Here is a 19,053-nt window from a genome sequence, read left to right as displayed (position 1 = left end):
AGCACATAAGCTATTCTTAATTATCCAAAGGAAAACTAGTTTAAAGTTTTTTCTATATTAGAAATAGATTATAGACTGGTTTATAATAACTATGAAAAAAATAATAAATAGTTACACCATTTTTGGAGAGTAGTATTTTTTAATATGTGTTTTACAGTTTGAACAGGAAACAACAAACCAGTCCCCTATTGAACTTGTTGTAAACTTCTCAAACAACGATGCATTGCAACTTGGACAGACATAATAGTCTTTAAAATACTGATGATAGAATTCTGGGTTATTTTTGAGCCATTCAAGAACAACGTGCATATGTTCAAAATAACGTTGCTTGGATGCATATTCTGAAAATTTCATTTCAGTTGCGACCCGGTTTGATTTTCTCTGGGTATAACTTGATGATTCCTTAACTATTTTTTTATAATCGGATGTGTATTTGCTTGTTCGGTGCACGTAATTAATAAAACCATTAAATGCTTTCGGTTTATTGTCATTAAGTGTTTTAATGAAGTATTCTGTCATAATATCTTCAATTATGTCAACACATGCAGTACATATATTGTAGCCTTCATATTGTTTCGAATCCTGTATATCCCCACATATTGTACATGTTTCCATTTCATCTCCTCCAATTATTCAACCTGTCGTGGCTTTGTTGCTTCTCTTATAAACATTATAGGAAAGAGGTTCAGAATACCAAGAAGGTCACCTTTTCTTATATGTCCAGTTTCTTGACCTAGTATATAGGCTGTATTTATCAATCTCTCATCTTCCACAGGTTTACATCCACCTTTTGTACCTATTCTAAGAACTGAAGCAACTGCATGCTGTGAAAAAACACATGGCATTGCAACCATATCAGGTTCTATACGAATTTCTTTTACTGGTACTCTTTTATACTCCCCCGCTCTAATATCAACGTCCTCATTTGCTACGATCATTTCCCATTTTGCACGGGTAGCCATGGTAAATTCATATGGTGATGCCTCCACCTTTGTAGATTTCAGCTCACCATTTTGACGCGATACTACATGGACGATTTCTGTTGACATTCAATCACCAAATAAATATGAGGATTCTCACATATAAATAGTTTTCTGGAATTTATCATGAATAATCATTATATCCATGGACAGAGTTGCAAATACTAAAAACCTGAAAGATTAGGCAATATACCAATAAATAATTATCCTTTATGCTAAATTCATATCAGATATAGGTAAATCAAACCAAATAATTCAGGTTAGTTAAAATTGGTGAGTTTGTCATGAAGATAAATAAAAACTGTGTTGGATGTGGTCAATGTGTCGCATTTTGTCAAAGAGATGCAATCTATGTATGGGGCAGAGCAAATATCACAAAGAATTGTGTAAACTGCAAAATCTGTGCATATTACTGTCCAATGAAAGCTATCGAGGTGACGGAATGAAGATTATTGTTGTAGGTTCAGGTCTTGGTGGATTGCTTAGTGCTGCATATCTTGCAAAAAACGGACATGAAGTAGAGGTTTTTGAAGCTTTACCCATTATAGGCGGACGTTTCACAAACATCGATTATAAAGGGTTCAAACTTTCAACCGGGGCACTGCATATGGTTCCGCATGGTAATTCTGGACCACTTGCACAGATGTTAAAAGAATTGGATGCTGATGTTAATATTGTACCCTCAAATCCATCTACAGTTATACGCATGCCTGCAAACAAAAATGATACCGACTATAAAAACGGATACATGGACATGTCGTTCCATGACTTTAAAATACCGTTTTCATTTATAAACAGATTGAAAATCGCAGTCCTAGCATTCACCACCAGATATTTCCCTCCGAAAAAAGGAACATTTGAGGACTGGATCAAAAACCACATAAATGAAAGATGGGCTACAAGAATTGCCAATTCCTTTTGTGGATGGTCAATAAGCCTTAAAAGCTCAGATGTATCAGCAAAGGAAGTTTTTGCGATTATTTCCAATTTATATCTTCATTCAGGACCCGGAGTTCCGATAGGTGGATGTAAAGGGGTCACAGATGCTCTTTTAGAGATTACCCATAAGAATGGCGGCAGGGTTTATACCAGCAAAGAAGTTAGTGAAATTATTATCAACAATAATCATGCAAAAGGAGTTATTGCTAACGGGGATAGATACTATTCAGATATTGTCATAAGTGATATCGGACATATCGAAACAAAACAGCTATGTAAAAATGCTGCAAAAACCAACGAATACATACAGTATATAAATCAATTACAGGATGTAAGACCATCTGCAGGAATAAAAATATCACTTGCTTGCGATGAACCATTGATAGGACATGGAGGAGTGGTTCTTACACCCTTTGCAAGACGAATAGATGGTATAAATGAAGTAACCAATGTAGACCCAAAACTTGCACCTGAAGGGAAACATCTTGTCATGACTCACCAGTGTCTACATTGGAACAGGATTGATGATATAGAGAAAGAAATCGAGCTTGGAATACAGGATATAAAGGATATTTTTCCTGATAAGAAATTTGATGTTCTGATGGTGCAGTCCTACCATGACGGATGGCCTGTCAACAGGTCAGCATCCAGTCAGGATATTCCCAACAAAACACCTATATCCGGACTCTACATCGTAGGCGATGGTGCCAAAGGTGAAGGTGGTATAGAGGTTGAAGGAATTACACTTGGTGTTTCAAACACTTTGGACATGATTTTGTCCTGAATCCTATTTGATTAAACTTATGTACCTGTTATTCAATCATCCTATAACTATGTCAATACCTGAATTTGTTACCTATAGCAGGAATGTGTTTGTTCCAGTAACCAATATCTGTAGAAACAAATGTGGATATTGTGGATTTAGGCGCAACTCTGATGATCCGCAGGCACAACTTATGTCAGTGGACGAAATCATTCCAATTCTTAAAAAAGGAAAAGTTGCAGGATGCACCGAAGCACTTTTTACTTTCGGTGAATCTGCAGAAGATGTTCCCGAATACAAAAACTGGCTCAATGAAATGGGTTACAGAACTACCGTGGATTATGTGATTGAGCTATGCAAGATTGCAATTGATATCGGTCTTCTTCCGCATACCAACGCTGGTGTTCTTGACAAAGAACAGATTAAAATACTGAAACCCTACAATGCCAGTATGGGTCTCATGCTTGAAACAACCTCGAGACTTACTGCCCATGATAACAGCCCTGGAAAATTACCAGAAACAAGAATTGAAACCATTAGATCAGCAGGAGAATTAAAAATACCTTTTACTACCGGCATTTTGGTAGGTATTGGAGAAACTGAAGATGATAGGATAAAATCATTAAATAAAATTAAAAAGCTCCATGAGAAATATGGCCATATACAGGAAGTCATTATCCAGAATTTTACACCAAAACCTGGTACATCAATGGAAAACCACCCCCCACCATCAACATCCACAATGTTAAAAACCGTGTCCCAAGCACGAAAAATATTACCTGATGATGTAACAGTACAGATACCTCCAAATCTAACAGACCCATATCTTTTAATACAGCATGGTGCAACTGACCTTGGTGGTATATCACCTACAACTATTGACTGGATAAACCCGGAATCTGAATGGCCGGATATTGTAGAACTTGAAAAAATGATACATTGCATACCACTAAAAGAGCGTCTTCCCATATATCCGGTATATATTGAAAAGGGCTGGCACAGTGAACAATTAAGTGGAATTATAAACTCTCTTGCCGATGATAATGGATATCGCAAAACTTAAATTCAAGTGGCTTTTTGTCCTTCAAAATAATAAAAACCGAAAAACAAAGATGGTTAGATGAAAATCGAATATTCCAGCATTCCAGATGAGATTGTGCATAGGACCATACAGGGTGAATGTACAAAAGATGATGGAATTTATCTATTTAATGCAGACCCGTTTGAACTTTTTGCACTGGCTGATAGTTTACGTTATGAATCTGTTGGTGATGATGTCACCTATATAATCAACAGGAATATCAATTATACCAACCAGTGTATGGGTACCTGTGGATTCTGTGCTTTTAGAAACAGCAATGAAACAGGATATATGTATACAATTAATGAAATCGTGGAAAAAGTAAAAGAAAATACCGATTTAAATCTAACAGAAATATGTATCCAGGGAGGATTGGTTCCGGATATCAGTCTTGATTTTTGCAAGGAAATGATTGAATCCATTAGGTCAGAGGTCCCGGATATTCACATACACGCTTTTTCACCGATGGAAATATATCACATATCCAAAATAAATAATATTTCCATAAAGAATACCCTCAAAGAATTGAAAAATAGCGGCCTGGATTCAATGCCCGGTACTGCTGCCGAAATACTTTCTGATAGAGTGCGAGAAAAAGTATGTCCCGATAAACTAACAACTGATGAATGGGTAGACGTTGTTAAACTCGCACACGGAACAGGGATTCCTACTACATCAACCATGATGTATGGACACCTCGAAACAATAGAAGAGCGTGTAGACCATATACTGACTATCAGGGATATACAGAAAGAAACAAATGGTATTACCGAATTTGTACCACTTCCCTTCATGCTCTCAAACAATCCTGTAGGTGAACAGGTTAAAAAAGAAGGAAGATTTGGTACAACCGGAATAGAGGATTTAAAAACCCATGCGCTGGCACGGGTACTTCTTCATGGATACATTAATAACATACAGGCAAGCTGGGTAAAACTTGGAAAAAAACTCGCACAGATTGCCCTGTATTATGGTGCCAATGACCTTGGTGGTACTCTTATAGAAGAAAATATATCAAAATCTGCAGGTGCCAGTGAAGGTGAATACCTATCTGCTGACGAATTCAAGTGGTTGATAAAAAGTGCGGGTAAAACTCCAAAGCAGAGAGATACCCTATATAAGATTATATAATGCTAACACCAGTACAAATCACAATATTTGGATCATAAATGAGAGCCGTTATACCATACAAAAAAACGAAGGCAAAATCTAGGCTTTCATCTGTATTAACACGTGAGGAACGTGAAGATTTTGTTGAGACAATGTTAATGGATGTTGTCAGCACAATATCCAGTGCAGGTATTGAAAACATCAATATTCTGACCACCCCATCAAATGGAATTCCTGATGAGCTTGATGTTAATGTTGCTATAAGTGAACATGGTTTAAATGAAGCAATCAATTCTTACCTGGAAAAAATATCAGAACCAGTACTTATTATTATGGCGGATTTGCCACTTGTAAAACCTCAGCATATAACAGAAATTATCAATTCAAAACAGGATGTAGTCATTGTTCCAGGAAAAGGAGGCGGAACCAATATACTCTACATAAAAAATCCCGAACAATTTACTGTTAAATACCACGGTTCAAGTTTTCTAACTCATTGTAATACTGCGAACAAAAATTTACTCACAGTAAAAATTTATGACTCTTTTCTGGCAAGTACTGATATTGATGAACCCCAAGACATGGTAGAAATACTATTGCATGGGCAGGGATTAGCCAGAATTTATATCGAGAAAAAATTTGAAATAGATGAATCCAGAGGCAGACTAAAACTTAAGTATCAATAATATAAATACCAGATGACAAAAATATTTATTTTTATAAATCTTAAGCATCAATTAATTTATATGTAAAAACTGTATACAAGGTACTAAACTTTGACAAAATTATTTTGTGCGTATTGGAAAGCATCAAAAAATATAACATAATTTGGATTATTAAGTATTATAAAATTTGGTTAAACAGGTGAATTATCATTGAGTATCAACGTTAACAGATACAAATGCGGTTATTGTGGTGCATGTGTAGGTGTATGTCCTGAGGGTGCGCTTGAGCTTGTGGAAACGTTTATCGAAGTAGATAACAGGTGTACTGGATGTGGTATCTGTGCCAAGATATGTCCTGTTGGAGCTATTGAGGTGATTAGATGAAAGACTATTATGACGTTATTGTGGTGGGTGCAGGTCCTGGAGGGTCTATTGCAGCCAAAACCGCTGCAAAAAATGGTCTGGATGTCCTTTTAATAGAAAAGCGCCAAGAAATCGGTGACCCTGTAAGATGTGCAGAGGGAATTGGTAAAGAAAGATTAAAACACCACATTGAACCAGACCCCAGATGGATATGCGCTGATGTTAAAGGTTCAAGGATATATTCACCGGATGAAACTGTTGTAGAAATGTCTGAAGAGCTGTCTGGTGGGGAAGTTGGGTACGTACTTGAGAGAAAAATCTTTGACAGAGAACTTGCCAACCAAGCCGCATCCTATGGTGTAGACGTGATGGTCAAAACAAGGGCAACCGATCTTATAATTGAAAACGGTTCTGTATGTGGAATAAATGCCATGCATCTTGGAAACGAACATGCCATCCGTTCCAGGATTGTAATCGGCGCAGATGGTGTTGAATCAAAAATCGGAAGGTGGGGAGGTATTGACACTTCACTAAAACCTGCTGATATAGAGGTCTGTGCCCAGTATCTGGTAAGTAATACAGATATCGATTTTAATTACTGTTACTTCTATCTTGGTAATGAAATCGCACCATCAGGATACATATGGGTATTCCCAAAAGGAGAAAATCTGGCAAATGTGGGAATCGGAATCCTTGGGAGCCGTTCCGGTAAACATCGAGCTATTAATCTGCTGTCTGATTTTGTTAAACAAAAATTCCCGGAAGGTAAAATCCTCGAACTGGATATAGGAGGAGTTCCTGTAAGCGGTACCATAGACCGCACCATTGCAAATGGTCTCATGTTGGTAGGTGACGCTGCACGTCAATCAGACCCTATTACAGGTGGTGGACTGGTTAATGCAATGGATGCCGGAGAAATTGCAGGTAACGTAGCCTATGAAGCGATTTCTGCAAATGACGTATCCACAAAAATGTTGCAGAGATATGAAACCAGATGGCGTAAAACAATAGGTCAGGATATTGATAATGACCTGATTGTGAAAGATAAATTCATAGAGTTTACAGACCAGCAAATAAATACGTTTGCTCATTCACTTCAGGGTGTTAACTTCAAAAGTATGAACCTGAAAGACCTTCTATATGTACTGTTCAAGGCAAACAAAAGACTCCTGTGGGACCTGAGAGTGCTGTTTAAAGGATATACAAAACAAAACAGGAAATGTGAATGGGAATCAGAGATTAAATCATAATTTTAATCACCATTTTTTCCAGAATTCAGGGGTAAGCATCACAATAACAGTAAATACTTCAAGTCTGCCCATCCACATGTTTCCAATTAATACAATTTTTCCAATTGCAGGAACAATATCAAAGTTGTCCATTGGACCTACTGCGCCCAGTCCCGGACCGATATTACCAAGTGTTGCTATTGATGCAGTTATAGAACTCAATAAATCCATTCCAAGTAAAGCCAAAACCCCCGAACTCGCGGTGAATATTAAAAAATAGATAGCAATAAATGAAATAATCGATTGCATCACATCTTCCGGAACACTTACTTTATTGAATTTTATTCTTTTGACTGCTTTTCTGTGGACCACATTGAACAACTCTCTGCGGCTATATTTTAGTAGCAACAACCATCGTACCATCTTAGGTCCACCCGCAGTTGAACCAGCACATCCTCCAGCAAACATCAATATTAATAGTACCATCTGCGCAGGGCTTGACCAAACAACAAAATCTGTTGTCGCATAACCTGTTGTGGTCAGGATTGTAAGAACCTGAAAAGCTGCATATCGAAGCGAGTCTAAAAATGGTGCGTTGATATCCCTCCAGAGGATGGTTGTTAACAACACAGTTGCCAGCAACACTATAATTGAATAAAATTTAAATTCATTATCTTTTAACAAACTTCCTTTATCAACATATAATGTTTTGTAATGGAGTGCAAAGTTTGCACCGGAGATAAACATGAAAACAATGATAATTGTTTCCACCAATGGACTACCAAATGCTTCAATACTCCTTGCGTAGGGAGAAAATCCACCACATGAAACCGTGGTAAATGTATGAGTTACAGCATCATAAACCGAAAGGCCTGCAAGTTTTAAGGCTGCTGACTCTGCTATCGACAACACTATGTAAACCATCCACAATATTTTTGCAGTTTCTCTTATTCTGGGTTTGAGTTTGTCCTCCTGGGGTCCTGGGACTTCTGCCCTGAACATCTGCCTGCCCGCCACTCCCAGTTTTGGGAGTACAGCAATGAACAATACAATAATTCCCATGCCACCAAGCCATTCTGTCATATTACGCCAGAAAAGAATACCCTTGGGATGGCTTTCAATATCTACAAAAACAGTGGACCCAGTAGTTGTAAATCCCGACATGGATTCAAAAAGAGCATTCAATGGAGTTACCCCATCGAATATATAAGGTAATGACCCAAAAAACGCAGCAAACAACCACCCAAGTGCTACGATTGCAAAAGCTTCTCTGTGCTGTAAGTCGTCATTTGACCTAAATAAAAACAGAAAAATCGTTCCAACAAGAATAGTCATTGTTATAGTAACTACAAAAGGCTCTATGGATTCTCCATAATACAAAGCCACAAATAAAGGGGTAACCATGATAAACCCAAGAAAGAGAAGTAGACGTCCTATAATATTGAAAATTATATGAACATTCATGGTACTCCTGACCCAACATATTTATTTAAACAATTTTTCTACATTAGGTACAGCAGACGGTAACGAGAATATAAGAACACGATCACCATCTTCAATTACATGGTCACCACGTGGTATTAAAGGTTCGTTATTATGTATAACCATGCTCACAATCGCACCGGATGGGAACTTAATATCCTTTAAAGGTTTTCCTGTGATTTTTGAGTTCCTGTATGCGATATATTCTATGATTTCGGCTTTTTCACCTTCTATGGTTGTAAGTGCTTCTATTCCTGTACCCATTAATAATTTCATAACTTCATTGATTGTTGACTGTTTAGGGCTTGCAGCGATGTCCACACCTACCATTTCAAACAAAGGTCCATATTCAGGACGTTCTACCCTTGTAATGACCTTCCCCACTCCAAACTGTTTTGCAAGAAGCGCTGATAACAGATTCTTTTCATCACTGTTCATCACTGAAAAAACTGCATCCATATTACCCACTTCTTCTTCTTTTAGTAGGTTTACATCAGTTCCATCACCATTAATTACCAGGACTTCAGGTAACTTATCTGCCACGTATTCACATCTCTGTCTGTCATGTTCGATGATTTTAAGATTAACATTACTTTTTTGTGCAAGCTGTGCAAGGTAAAATCCAACTTTACCCCCACCGATAATCATAACTTTATTGACATTCTGGCCGATTTCACCAAACAGACCGCGTATATTTTTCATTTCATCGGTTTTTCCAATAACAACCACATGGTCACCGGAATTTATGGCACTGTCACCATGAGGAATTATAACATCCCCACCTCTAAAAAGAGCACTTATAATACATGACTCACTGAGCTGCAAATTTTTAATCTGCTTTCCAATGATTTCACCGTTATCCTTTGCAACAAATTCTATCATTTCCACTTTTCCATCTGCGAAAAATTCAGCATCTATTGCAGACGGGATAGATAGCACTTCTGCTACTTCTGAAGCCATTGCAAGTTCAGGACAAATCATTGTGTCTATACCAATCTGCGTACGCCTTGCAACTGGTTTATCTATATAATCCGGGTTACTTACCCTTGCCATGGTTTTTAACGGTTTTTCACTTTTGACAACCAGCTTTGCAGCCATACATGAAACAATATTAACTTCATCAGAACCTGTTACTGCCACCAATAAATCTGCACCGGTGAGCACTTGAGTAAGTATCTTTACGTTGGCACCATTACCCTGTATCACCTGTAAATCCAGTTCATCAGCTCGTTCACATGCATCATCATCCCTTTCGATAATGATGACATCGTTGTTTGGATAAAGATATTTTGCAATATGATAGCCGACTTCACCTGCTCCAATTATTACAATTTTCATGGATAGACCCTCAAATAAGCAGGAAGTTAAAATATTTAAAAATTGAGGTCATATTGATTTTTTAGGCTATATCATGGAATATATTCTATAACCAATATGGTCACTAAAATTTATCATCATCAGTAACAAATTAAGTAAAAGTTAAAAAAAGAGAAAGTAAATAAAAAAAGAGAAAGTAAAATTTTCCAGGTAATCAGGGAAAAATTATACCTCAAATGCACCTTTTACCTTATCAAATATGCTTTTGTCACCTTTTCTTGCTTTTGACTCATTTTCACCGGCAAGTGTTTCGTCCAGTTCCTGTAGAATACGTTTCTGCTCGGATGTAAGATTGGTTGGTGTTTTTACAATGACTTTTACATGCTGGTCGCCATAACCGCGACCATTAAGGTGTGGCATACCTTTACCTTTTAACCGGAATATGGTATTTGTTTGAGTTTCGGGTGGTACCTTCATCTTGACATTGCCATACAAGGTTGGAACTGTTATTGTTGTGCCAAGAGCTGCCTGAGTTATAGTAATTGGGACTTCACACGCTATATCATCACCAACACGCTCAAACGTTTCATGTGGTTTTACATGAAGAACTATATAAAGGTCACCCGGTGGTGCACCTGGTGAACCCTGTTCACCTTCACCGCTTACCTTTAAACGCAGTCCATCATATGCTCCCGGGGGTACTTTTACAGTTACCTTTGCGGTTCTTTTCACTTTACCAGTACCATTACATGACGGACACGGAGTTTCAGCGATCTGTCCCTGTCCATAACAGGTACTGCAGATGGATGTGGTCATGAAGCGTCCCAATGGTGTACTGCGGGTTTGTGTCATCTGTCCCCGTCCATGGCAGGTTGGACAGGTTTTTACCTTACCGCTTTTAGCACCGGTTCCTTCACAATCATCACATTTTTCAGCCCTCGGAACATCAATTTTAGTATCAAGTCCAAATGCTGCATCTTCTAGTGAGATTGTTAAATCGTAGCGAAGGTCTGAGCCCCTGGAAGGTCCATGTCTGCGTCTGCCACCACCGCCGAAGAACATGTCAAATATGTCACCGAATCCGAAGTCACCAAAATCTGCTGACCTGAATATATCTTCTTCACTGTATCTGCTATCAATTCCTGAATGACCGAATCTGTCATATTGCGCTCTTTTATCAGGGTCAGATAACACACCATAAGCTTCAGAAATTTCTTTAAATCTTTCTTCCGCATCAGGCTCGTCACTCTTGTCAGGATGATACTTCATCGCAAGTTTTCTGTAAGCTTTTTTTATTTCATCCTGTGAAGCATCTTTGGAAACACCAAGTATATCATAATAGTCGCGCGTGGTGGTCATGCTGCATCCCTCAAATTATGTTATAAAATAAATTAACAACTGTCAAGATAATGACAGCTGTTTAGTACATTAATTATTTTACTGTTTGTTCTCACTATAGTCTTCATATTCTGCATCGACAACATCTTCTTCAGATGAACCATCAGTAGAGGACGAACTTTCCGATTCAGCACCCTGTTGTTGCTGTTGAGCCTGTTGAGCCTGTTGATACATCTTCTGAGAAACTTCGTAGATGGCGTTTTGCAGTGTTTCTGTCTTGGATTTTATATCCTCGATGTCATCACCCTTGAGTGCTTCCTGGAGTTCAGACTTGGCATTTTCAATCTTGGATTTCTCGTCTTCAGTTATGACTTCTTTTGCATCCTCAAGTGTCTTGTCTGCAGAGTGTACTAGGGTGTCTGCTCTGTTTCTAACCTCGACTTCTTCTTTGCGTTTCTTATCTTCTTCTGCATGTTCTTCTGCTTCCTTTACCATCTGGTCAATTTCTTCCTCAGAGAGTGCACCTGGTTTTTCAATGGTAATGGACTGCTCTTTGTTGGTTCCAAGGTCTTTAGCACTTACATGCAGAATACCATTGGCATCGATGTCAAAGGTAACTTCAATCTGTGGAACTCCTCTTGGTGCTGCCGGAATTCCTTCAAGCCTGAATCGACCCAGTGACTTGTTGTCTTTAGCCATTGGACGCTCACCCTGTAGTACATGAACGTCAACTGCAGTTTGATTATCCTCTGCTGTTGAGAATATCTGGGTCTTCTTGGTCGGTATCGTGGTATTTCTTTCGATAAGCGGAGTCATTACTCCACCTTCTGTTTCAATACCAAGAGTCAGAGGTGTGACATCAAGTAGCAGAAGTTCCTCTGCTTCTCCACTGAGGACTCCTCCCTGGATTGCTGCACCTACTGCTACTGCTTCATCAGGGTTGATGTTCTTGTATGGGTCCTTACCAACAACCTTCTTTATGGCATCGGTTACTGCAGGCATTCTGGTGGATCCACCAACAAGGAGAACCTTATCAATATCCTTGGCTGTGAGGTTGCCATCCTTTAATGCCTTCTGCATCAGGTCTACGGTTTCCTCTACCAGGTCTTCGGTTAACTGCTGGAACTGTGATCTTGAAACATCAATATCGAGGTGTTTTGGTTGACCGTTTGCATCTGCTGTTATAAACGGCAGGTTTACATTTGTGGTTGTGACACTTGATAGTTCAACCTTTGCCTTTTCAGCTGCGTCTGTTAAACGCTGGAGCGCTGACCTGTCATTGGAAAGGTCAATACCTTCCTGTTCCTTGAACATTTTAACAAGGTGGCTTACAAGCCTCTGATCGAAATCATCTCCTCCAAGGTGTGAGTCTCCTGTTGTTGAAACTACCTCATATACACCTTCTCCAATGTCAAGAATAGATACATCAAATGTTCCTCCACCAAGGTCGTATACAAGGATTTTCTGTTCTTCCTCTTTATCGATTCCATAGGCAAGAGCTGCTGCTGTTGGTTCGTTGATGATTCGCTTTACATTAAACCCTGCGATTCTACCTGCATCTTTTGTTGCCTGTCTCTGGGCATCATTAAAGTATGCAGGAACAGTGATTACTGCATCCTGGAGTTCCTGACCCAGATACTCTTCGGCATCATCCTTCATTTTACGAAGGATTTTGGCAGAAATCTCCTGTGGTGTATACTCTTTATCCTGGAGAGTTACCTTATAATCCTGTTCTCCCATATGTCTCTTGATTGAGTATACAGTATTGTCAGGATTTGCAATTAACTGTCTCTTTGCAACCTGTCCAACAAGCAGTTCTTCCTTTTTGGAAAAGCCTACTACCGACGGTGTAATACGTGAACCTTCAGCGTTGGGTATTACAGTGGGTTCACCACCTTCCATTATTGCCATGCATGAGTTTGTAGTTCCAAGGTCAATACCTAATATTTTTCCCATAATTCATTTCCTCCGATTTTACTATTATCTATATAGATGAGTGATTATTCTGCATCAAATTGATATTTCAATCATTTATGATTGTTTTCATTATCGTTGCTTTGATTTTCTGTGTTCGATTCACTTTTTTTTGATACTGTGACCATTGCAGGCCTTATGACCTTTGAGTTTAGCGCATAACCGGATTTGCATACATCAACGATTGTATCTTCAGGATGCTCACTTTTATCAGTGTGTGAAAGTGCTTCATGTTTGTAGGGATCAAATTCCTCACCTTCACATGCAAGCTTTTCAAGTCCGTAATTGTTAAGTGTTGAATAGAACTGGTTATAGACCATTTCAATTCCTTCAACTATTGAATTGGTATCATTTGTATTCCTGGCAGACTCTATTGCACGCTCAAAATTGTCTAGGACTTCAAGTAAATCGATTATGACATTTTCAATGGCATATTTACGGGTTTCTTCTTTTTCACGTGATGCGCGTTTTCTGAAGTTATCATATTCTGCTGCAAGTCGCCTATATTTCTGATTTAAATCCTCAAGCTGTTGGTTTAATTTTTCAATTTCTTCATCCTTTGACGACATCTCAGCTTCTTTATTCAAATTCTGAGTTTCAGATTGACCTGTATTATTTTCTGCTACTTCAGAATTCTCTGCTTCATATTTATCTGATTCCTCTGCCATTTTTTTATCTCCAAAAAAGTTAATGCGCTACATAGGTCACTATGAATCCGATTGTTTAAGGTTCTATATAAAGGTTCCCCTTGAACAGATGTAATTGTATATAAGAATACCACCTACCCACTAATCTATTAAAACTAATGTGTTTTTCCTGTTGTTAGATGTTCTATATGAAAATAATGGATGAAAAACTAAAAAATATAATCATTAAAAAGTCTGAGACTGTAATTTATGAGATAGCAATTTTATGAGCAGCATACTAATTATCATACAGACAGCAAGCGCCGATATCACAGATTCAATACCTAGGGATTCGATACCTCCGTTAAATGCATAAACCATACCACCAAAAAAAGATACACTTGCAAAAGTCGTACTAACTGCCACAATACTTCCACCAATTAATGAACCCACCTGGTCAGCTCCACGTTGTTCAAAAAAGACCGATCCTATAATAAATATTACTGCAAATATCAGCAGGATAGTCCATAATGGCATTGGTATTACACCTTCAGATAACATGTATTTTAAACCGAGCGCTACTCCTACTATAAATACTGCCATTGTAGTGGATATCGTTATTGCCTTGAGAAAAGGATTCTCTGATATAAATTCAGTATTCATGTCTCTCATCACCAGAAGAATATTATCAGACTTATATATATCTATTTTTATGAAATTGTAAAATTTAATAAAAGACGCAATAAACCATATATCAAATAACAAAGTTGTACTCATCATGAAAATATTACTGGCAGAATACGCAATCGGTGCTGGACTTGGTGGGACCTATCTCCTTGAAGGAAAATGTATGCTGGAAACTATTGCTTGTAGTTTTACCAGACTGGGACATGTAGTGGTTTATCCCTCATCAGGTGTAACTATATCATCAGGACTGCCGGTCGAATCCAGTGAAAACAATTTTGAATACATCTTAGAAAAACTGGCGAAAGAATGCGATGCCGGTCTTATTATAGCCCCAGATGAAATACTCTCAGGATTTACTGCGATTGTAGAAGAGAATACCACCAACCTTGGATGTTCTCCTGAAGCTATCAATAATTGCGTGGACAAAATCAAATGTGGTGAAATTCTTTCAAAATCAGATATACCTACACCTGAGATAACCGGAGAATTGAAAAACGGCTGGTGGGTAGTGAAACCAAGGTATGGGTCTGCATCTGAAAACACATTCATAACTTCTGAAAAGGGATATAAACCTGAAAGCGGTTATATGGCTACAGAGTACATAAACGGTGATCATCTAAGTGTAAGTATTATATGTGGTGATAATCCATTACCATTAACTGTAAATAAACAGATAATAGACATATCACATGAGAGCGGTTCAGAAATTAGATACAACGGAAACCTCACCCCCTATAATACCAGTTGGAAACAAGAACTGTACAATACAGCTATCTCAACATCAAAGTTACTTAAATGTCGTGGATACATAGGTATCGATTTTATACTCAATGGTAGTACAACGTATGTGGTTGATGTAAATCCCAGACCCACTACATCCCTTGTCAGTATATGTAATGTGATGAAAGAAGAGATTGCAGAACTGCTTATCAAAAATCAATTTGGAGGATTACCCGAATCTGTAGAAATTCATGGTGAACATTCATTTTCAAAAGAGGATTTAAAATGAAAACTATCGGTATTGACATTGGTGGTGCAAACACAAAAATCGCTTCTGATGATGGCAACATAACTGAACTCCATTATGTACCATTATGGAAGAATACCCAGTTACCCAGTATCTTAGAACAAGTTGCCAGACGTATAGACCCTGACAGAATAGCTGTTGTCATGACCGGTGAACTTGCTGACTGTTTTGATGATAAATATACCGGTATAAAGTTCATAATGGACACCGTTAATAATGCATTCAGATGTGATAAAAATTTCATAAACAGCAATGGACAGTTTATTAAAAATTCGGATGATATAAACGATCTGGCTGCTGCCAACTGGGCGGCTTCTGCCCGAATTATTGGTAATGATGTTGGAGACTGTATATTTGTGGACATGGGAAGTACTACAACTGATATCATACCAATCGTTGATGGAAAACACAGAGCTCAGCATACTGATTTTAAAAGACTACTAAATAATGAACTTTTATATACAGGTGTCCTGAGAACCAATGTCGCTACTCTGGTGGATAAACTGAAACTGAGCATTGGTTCATGCAGACCATCATCTGAACTTTTTGCCACCACTGCTGATGCTTACCTTATTTTGGGAGACATTAACAAAGAACTGTACACTTGCGAACCTGCTGATAATGGTGGTATGGAAAAAATTGATGCGTTACGTCGGATGTCACGAGTGGTTTGTACAGATTTTACAGAAATTTCCTCAGTTGATATTGAAAATATCGCAAAGGATGTCAAGGAAAAAGAGATATCACTGATGTGTGAAGCTATATCTTCAATATCGGAACAATACAATCTGGACAAAATTGTTTCTGCAGGAATAGGTGAATTTTTAATCAAAAATGCTGCAAAACGCCTAGGTTTTGAGTATATGTCAGTAACTGAAAAATGGGGACAGGAAATATCCAAAGTGTTCCCTGCATATGCTGCAGCAAATCTGTATAATTTATAATCGGCGGATTAAGAGATGAGAATCGTTTTAAAAATCGGCGGCAGTTTGATGGACAACATCAATACAATCACCAACCATATTCTGGATTATATTAACAATACCGCACCAGAGGAGACATCTATTATAATCGTGCCTGGTGGAGGACTGTTTGCAGATTGTATACGGAGTGTGAGTAAAAAATATAGCATAAGCAATGAATCATCACACTGGATGGCAATTGCAGGTATGGAACAATACGCCTACTACATCATCGATAAAACCGGACTGCGAAATATAAATTCGTTATCCAATGTGAAACCAGGTGTATCGGTATTAAAACCGTATCAGTTTTTAAGGATCAATGATGAACTTCCCCATGGATGGAATGTCACATCAGATTCCATTGGTGCATGGATTGCAAAAAAACTCGATTCCTTATTCATCAAGGTTACAGATGTTGACGGCATATTCCAAAACCATTCCCTTGTGCCAGAAATCGATGCATCCGATATTTCTAAACTGGATCAATCCTGTACAGATGAATATATGCCAGGATTTTTAAAAGAAAAACAGATGAATTGCTATATTGTGAATGGACATTATCCTGAACGTATTGTTGCTGTTATCAAGGATGAACCAGTTGTTGGAACATACATCAAGGGGAATATTTAAATTATATACCGCTTATGTACTGGAAACTGAATAGAGATAAAAAATAATTCAGATTGATTTACATAATATCATGTTAATTTTTAACTAAAATCCAATACAGAGGAGATATCCAATGGCAAGACCAAAAGTTAAATACTGTACAACATGCGGAGTTCACTTGGCAGAACGTGGTTTTGTGCGTTTTCCATGTCCTTCGTGTTTTACAGAACTCGGCAGATGTATAAACTGCAGACAGCAAAGTAATTCATACACATGTTCCAAATGTGGATTCGAGGGACCATGAATTTTTTTGATAAGAGAGGTGTAGATAATGGGACAAGTTGCCGCAAAAATTAAAATCATGCCAGAAAGTGTAGATACTGACCTGGAAGAGCTCAAAAAGAAACTTGAAGAAGTGTTACCTGAAGGCACTGAGCTTTATGGTTCTACAGAAGAGCCTATAGCTTTTGGATTGAAAGCACTAATGCTCGATATTTCGGTAAGCGACAAAGAAGGCGGGACTGAAGAAGTTGAAGAAGCCTTCATGAATGTACCCGGTGTAGATAATGTACAGGTAGTTGGACTAGGCAGGGGTCTTTAAACCCTGTCAATATTAATATCACTTTTAAACATATTATTTTTTACTTTTTTAATATCGGTGGGCTCGTAGATCAGCGGAAGATCGTTACGTTCGCAACGTAAAGGCCGCGGGTTCGAATCCCGCCGAGTCCATGAAGAATTTTCAGAGAGACCTACAGAAATTTAGGTTTGATAAAATAATTGTCATTTGTATATAACACATTTTTGCGAAGATGAGTTAACAGGGGTACGTGAAAGCCAACGGATTCTAACCGTTGGATAAAACGACCCCGTTGCTTGGTGTTTTCAGACCCAAAACATTATCTATTTGTCAATCGTATAATAAATCCAATGGTAAACAGGTGGACATATAGCAATACTACAGTCTTCAATATAGGGTACCATTTAATCTGGTGTTCGAAATACAGTAAAAACGTTCTTGTGGATGATGTAGAAAAAAGATTGAGAGGGATTTTGTCTGAAAAAGCAGATGAAATCGATGTAGATATAGAACATCTGGAAATCATGCCTGACAATATACACCTTTTCGTAAAAACACCACCTACTGCAAGTCCACATTGGGTGGTTCAGCAGTTGAAGGGGTATAGTTCCAGTGTATTGAGAGAAGAGTTTCCACACTTGAAAAGTAGACTTCCTACATTGTGGACAAGGAGTTATTATTGCGAATCTGTCGGTCACATATCCGAAGAAGCGGTTAAAAAATATACCGAGGAGCAGAAGAATCAATGATACTGACGTATAAAATCAAACACAATCAGGATTTTTCTGATGAACTTGTGAAAGCAAAGCAAGTAGCTTAATATGGTATCAAGTACCGTACTCGCTCCACCAAAGATGTAAATCATATCGGGTTGGAATCGGCAATCTCAAACCAGATTCTCAAGAAATACGCTAAAGACAAATCAGCCAAAAAAGTAACCAACGTTAAACTGACGATACCAAACCAGAGTGTAAAGTTAAATAGGGAAGAAAGAAAAATATAAGGATTACTCCTCTTAAACTTGATTCGAGGTATCATTTTCCTGATGATTTTGAAAAAATCAACCAGATTGAAACCGAAGATGATTTCCCTTATGTTTCAGTAACAATACCTGAAAACTATATAGTCGTAGATGTCAATACAACGAGACATATAGCAGTGGTGTCAAATCCGAAAACTAGTAAGGTCCGGAAATTCGGTAAAAAGGCAGAACATATACATAAAAAATACAATAAAACCCTCAGGAAAATACAGGTTAAGGGTAAATACAAAAAAGTCAAACAGATTAAAAACAGAGAAAACAGGATAGTCAGGGATT

Annotated in this window: 21 protein-coding genes and 1 tRNA gene; 14 read left to right on the top strand and 8 right to left on the bottom strand. The window is 38.0% G+C overall.

The genetic code is table 11. The features are described from left to right. Nucleotides 1-111: 111 nt before the first annotated feature. Complete coding sequence (locus ACLFMM_RS00645) at nt 112-615, bottom strand: hypothetical protein (protein ID WP_410806787.1); 504 nt, start codon at nt 613-615, stop codon at nt 112-114. Nucleotides 616-629: 14 nt separating this feature from the next. Further along, nucleotides 630-1,049, bottom strand: a complete 420-nt coding sequence (locus tag ACLFMM_RS00640) for a DUF22 domain-containing protein (protein WP_410806786.1) — start codon at nt 1,047-1,049, stop codon at nt 630-632. A gap of 215 nt (nt 1,050-1,264) precedes the next feature. On the opposite strand from ACLFMM_RS00640, the gene ACLFMM_RS00635 reads away from it, so the two are divergent. The 7 genes from ACLFMM_RS00635 to ACLFMM_RS00605 all read left to right on the top strand — a co-directional run bounded on the left by ACLFMM_RS00635 (nt 1,265) and on the right by ACLFMM_RS00605 (nt 7,151). After that, a complete protein-coding gene (locus tag ACLFMM_RS00635; RefSeq protein ID WP_410806785.1) occupies nt 1,265-1,426 on the top strand; it encodes an ATP-binding protein in 162 nt (53 codons plus the stop codon). Next, nucleotides 1,423-2,703 carry a phytoene desaturase family protein gene (locus tag ACLFMM_RS00630; RefSeq protein WP_410806784.1) on the top strand — a complete coding sequence of 427 codons (1,281 nt, stop codon included), beginning with the start codon at nt 1,423-1,425 and terminating at the stop codon, nt 2,701-2,703. Before ACLFMM_RS00635 ends, ACLFMM_RS00630 begins: the two co-directional genes overlap by 4 nt. A 49-nt stretch (nt 2,704-2,752) precedes the next feature. After that, complete coding sequence (cofG, locus tag ACLFMM_RS00625; RefSeq protein ID WP_410806783.1) at nt 2,753-3,745, top strand: 7,8-didemethyl-8-hydroxy-5-deazariboflavin synthase subunit CofG; 993 nt, start codon at nt 2,753-2,755, stop codon at nt 3,743-3,745. 57 nt (nt 3,746-3,802) lie between these two features. Beyond that, the gene (gene cofH, locus ACLFMM_RS00620) at nt 3,803-4,894 is read left to right on the top strand and encodes a 7,8-didemethyl-8-hydroxy-5-deazariboflavin synthase subunit CofH (RefSeq protein ID WP_410806782.1); all 1,092 of its coding nucleotides are present in this window, start codon (nt 3,803-3,805) and stop codon (nt 4,892-4,894) included. A gap of 38 nt (nt 4,895-4,932) precedes the next feature. Further along, nucleotides 4,933-5,559, top strand: coding sequence for a 2-phospho-L-lactate guanylyltransferase (gene cofC / locus ACLFMM_RS00615; RefSeq protein ID WP_410806781.1), 627 nt, complete (start codon nt 4,933-4,935; stop codon nt 5,557-5,559). 189 nt (nt 5,560-5,748) lie between these two features. Further along, nucleotides 5,749-5,922, top strand: a complete 174-nt coding sequence (locus tag ACLFMM_RS00610; RefSeq protein ID WP_410806780.1) for a 4Fe-4S binding protein — start codon at nt 5,749-5,751, stop codon at nt 5,920-5,922. After that, entirely contained in the window at nt 5,919-7,151 is a 1,233-nt protein-coding gene (locus ACLFMM_RS00605) for an NAD(P)/FAD-dependent oxidoreductase (RefSeq protein ID WP_410806779.1), read from the top strand. The genes ACLFMM_RS00610 and ACLFMM_RS00605 overlap by 4 nt, the downstream gene beginning before the upstream one ends. Nucleotides 7,152-7,157: 6 nt before the next feature. On the opposite strand, the gene ACLFMM_RS00600 is transcribed toward ACLFMM_RS00605, so the two are convergent. The 6 genes from ACLFMM_RS00600 to ACLFMM_RS00575 all read right to left on the bottom strand — a co-directional run bounded on the left by ACLFMM_RS00600 (nt 7,158) and on the right by ACLFMM_RS00575 (nt 14,530). Next, nucleotides 7,158-8,594, bottom strand: a complete 1,437-nt coding sequence (locus tag ACLFMM_RS00600) for a TrkH family potassium uptake protein (protein WP_410806778.1) — start codon at nt 8,592-8,594, stop codon at nt 7,158-7,160. Nucleotides 8,595-8,615: 21 nt separating this feature from the next. Then, a complete protein-coding gene (gene trkA, locus ACLFMM_RS00595) occupies nt 8,616-9,950 on the bottom strand; it encodes a Trk system potassium transporter TrkA (protein ID WP_410806777.1) in 1,335 nt (444 codons plus the stop codon). Nucleotides 9,951-10,154: 204 nt separating this feature from the next. Continuing rightward, nucleotides 10,155-11,288: a molecular chaperone DnaJ gene (gene dnaJ / locus ACLFMM_RS00590; protein WP_410806776.1), complete on the bottom strand. Its 1,134-nt coding sequence runs from the start codon at nt 11,286-11,288 to the stop codon at nt 10,155-10,157. Between the two features lie 78 nt (nt 11,289-11,366). Next, nucleotides 11,367-13,223: a molecular chaperone DnaK gene (gene dnaK, locus ACLFMM_RS00585; RefSeq protein ID WP_410806775.1), complete on the bottom strand. Its 1,857-nt coding sequence runs from the start codon at nt 13,221-13,223 to the stop codon at nt 11,367-11,369. Nucleotides 13,224-13,294: 71 nt separating this feature from the next. Further along, nucleotides 13,295-13,909, bottom strand: a complete 615-nt coding sequence (gene grpE, locus ACLFMM_RS00580) for a nucleotide exchange factor GrpE (RefSeq protein WP_410806774.1) — start codon at nt 13,907-13,909, stop codon at nt 13,295-13,297. Nucleotides 13,910-14,113: 204 nt separating this feature from the next. Then, entirely contained in the window at nt 14,114-14,530 is a 417-nt protein-coding gene (locus ACLFMM_RS00575) for a heat-shock protein (RefSeq protein WP_410806773.1), read from the bottom strand. Nucleotides 14,531-14,645: 115 nt separating this feature from the next. Between ACLFMM_RS00575 and ACLFMM_RS00570 the strand changes: the two genes are divergently transcribed. The 7 genes from ACLFMM_RS00570 (at nt 14,646) to tnpA (ending at nt 18,484) form a co-directional block, all read left to right on the top strand. Continuing rightward, nucleotides 14,646-15,563: an ATP-grasp domain-containing protein gene (locus ACLFMM_RS00570; RefSeq protein ID WP_410806772.1), complete on the top strand. Its 918-nt coding sequence runs from the start codon at nt 14,646-14,648 to the stop codon at nt 15,561-15,563. Continuing rightward, a complete protein-coding gene (locus ACLFMM_RS00565; RefSeq protein WP_410806771.1) occupies nt 15,560-16,525 on the top strand; it encodes a hydantoinase/oxoprolinase family protein in 966 nt (321 codons plus the stop codon). The genes ACLFMM_RS00570 and ACLFMM_RS00565 overlap by 4 nt, the downstream gene beginning before the upstream one ends. A 15-nt stretch (nt 16,526-16,540) precedes the next feature. Continuing rightward, the gene (locus tag ACLFMM_RS00560) at nt 16,541-17,176 is read left to right on the top strand and encodes an amino acid kinase (protein ID WP_410806770.1); all 636 of its coding nucleotides are present in this window, start codon (nt 16,541-16,543) and stop codon (nt 17,174-17,176) included. Nucleotides 17,177-17,288: 112 nt separating this feature from the next. After that, entirely contained in the window at nt 17,289-17,459 is a 171-nt protein-coding gene (locus ACLFMM_RS00555) for an HVO_2753 family zinc finger protein (RefSeq protein WP_410806769.1), read from the top strand. A gap of 27 nt (nt 17,460-17,486) precedes the next feature. Then, nucleotides 17,487-17,756: an elongation factor 1-beta gene (locus tag ACLFMM_RS00550; protein WP_410806768.1), complete on the top strand. Its 270-nt coding sequence runs from the start codon at nt 17,487-17,489 to the stop codon at nt 17,754-17,756. 59 nt (nt 17,757-17,815) lie between these two features. Further along, nucleotides 17,816-17,887: transfer RNA gene (locus ACLFMM_RS00545), tRNA-Ala, on the top strand. A gap of 198 nt (nt 17,888-18,085) precedes the next feature. Then, nucleotides 18,086-18,484: an IS200/IS605 family transposase gene (tnpA, locus tag ACLFMM_RS00540; protein ID WP_410806767.1), complete on the top strand. Its 399-nt coding sequence runs from the start codon at nt 18,086-18,088 to the stop codon at nt 18,482-18,484. Nucleotides 18,485-19,053: the final 569 nt, after the last annotated feature.

Source organism: Methanohalobium sp. (assembly GCF_046546175.1).
Lineage (GTDB): Archaea > Halobacteriota > Methanosarcinia > Methanosarcinales > Methanosarcinaceae > Methanohalobium.
This window is presented reverse-complemented; position numbering and strand designations above follow the sequence as displayed.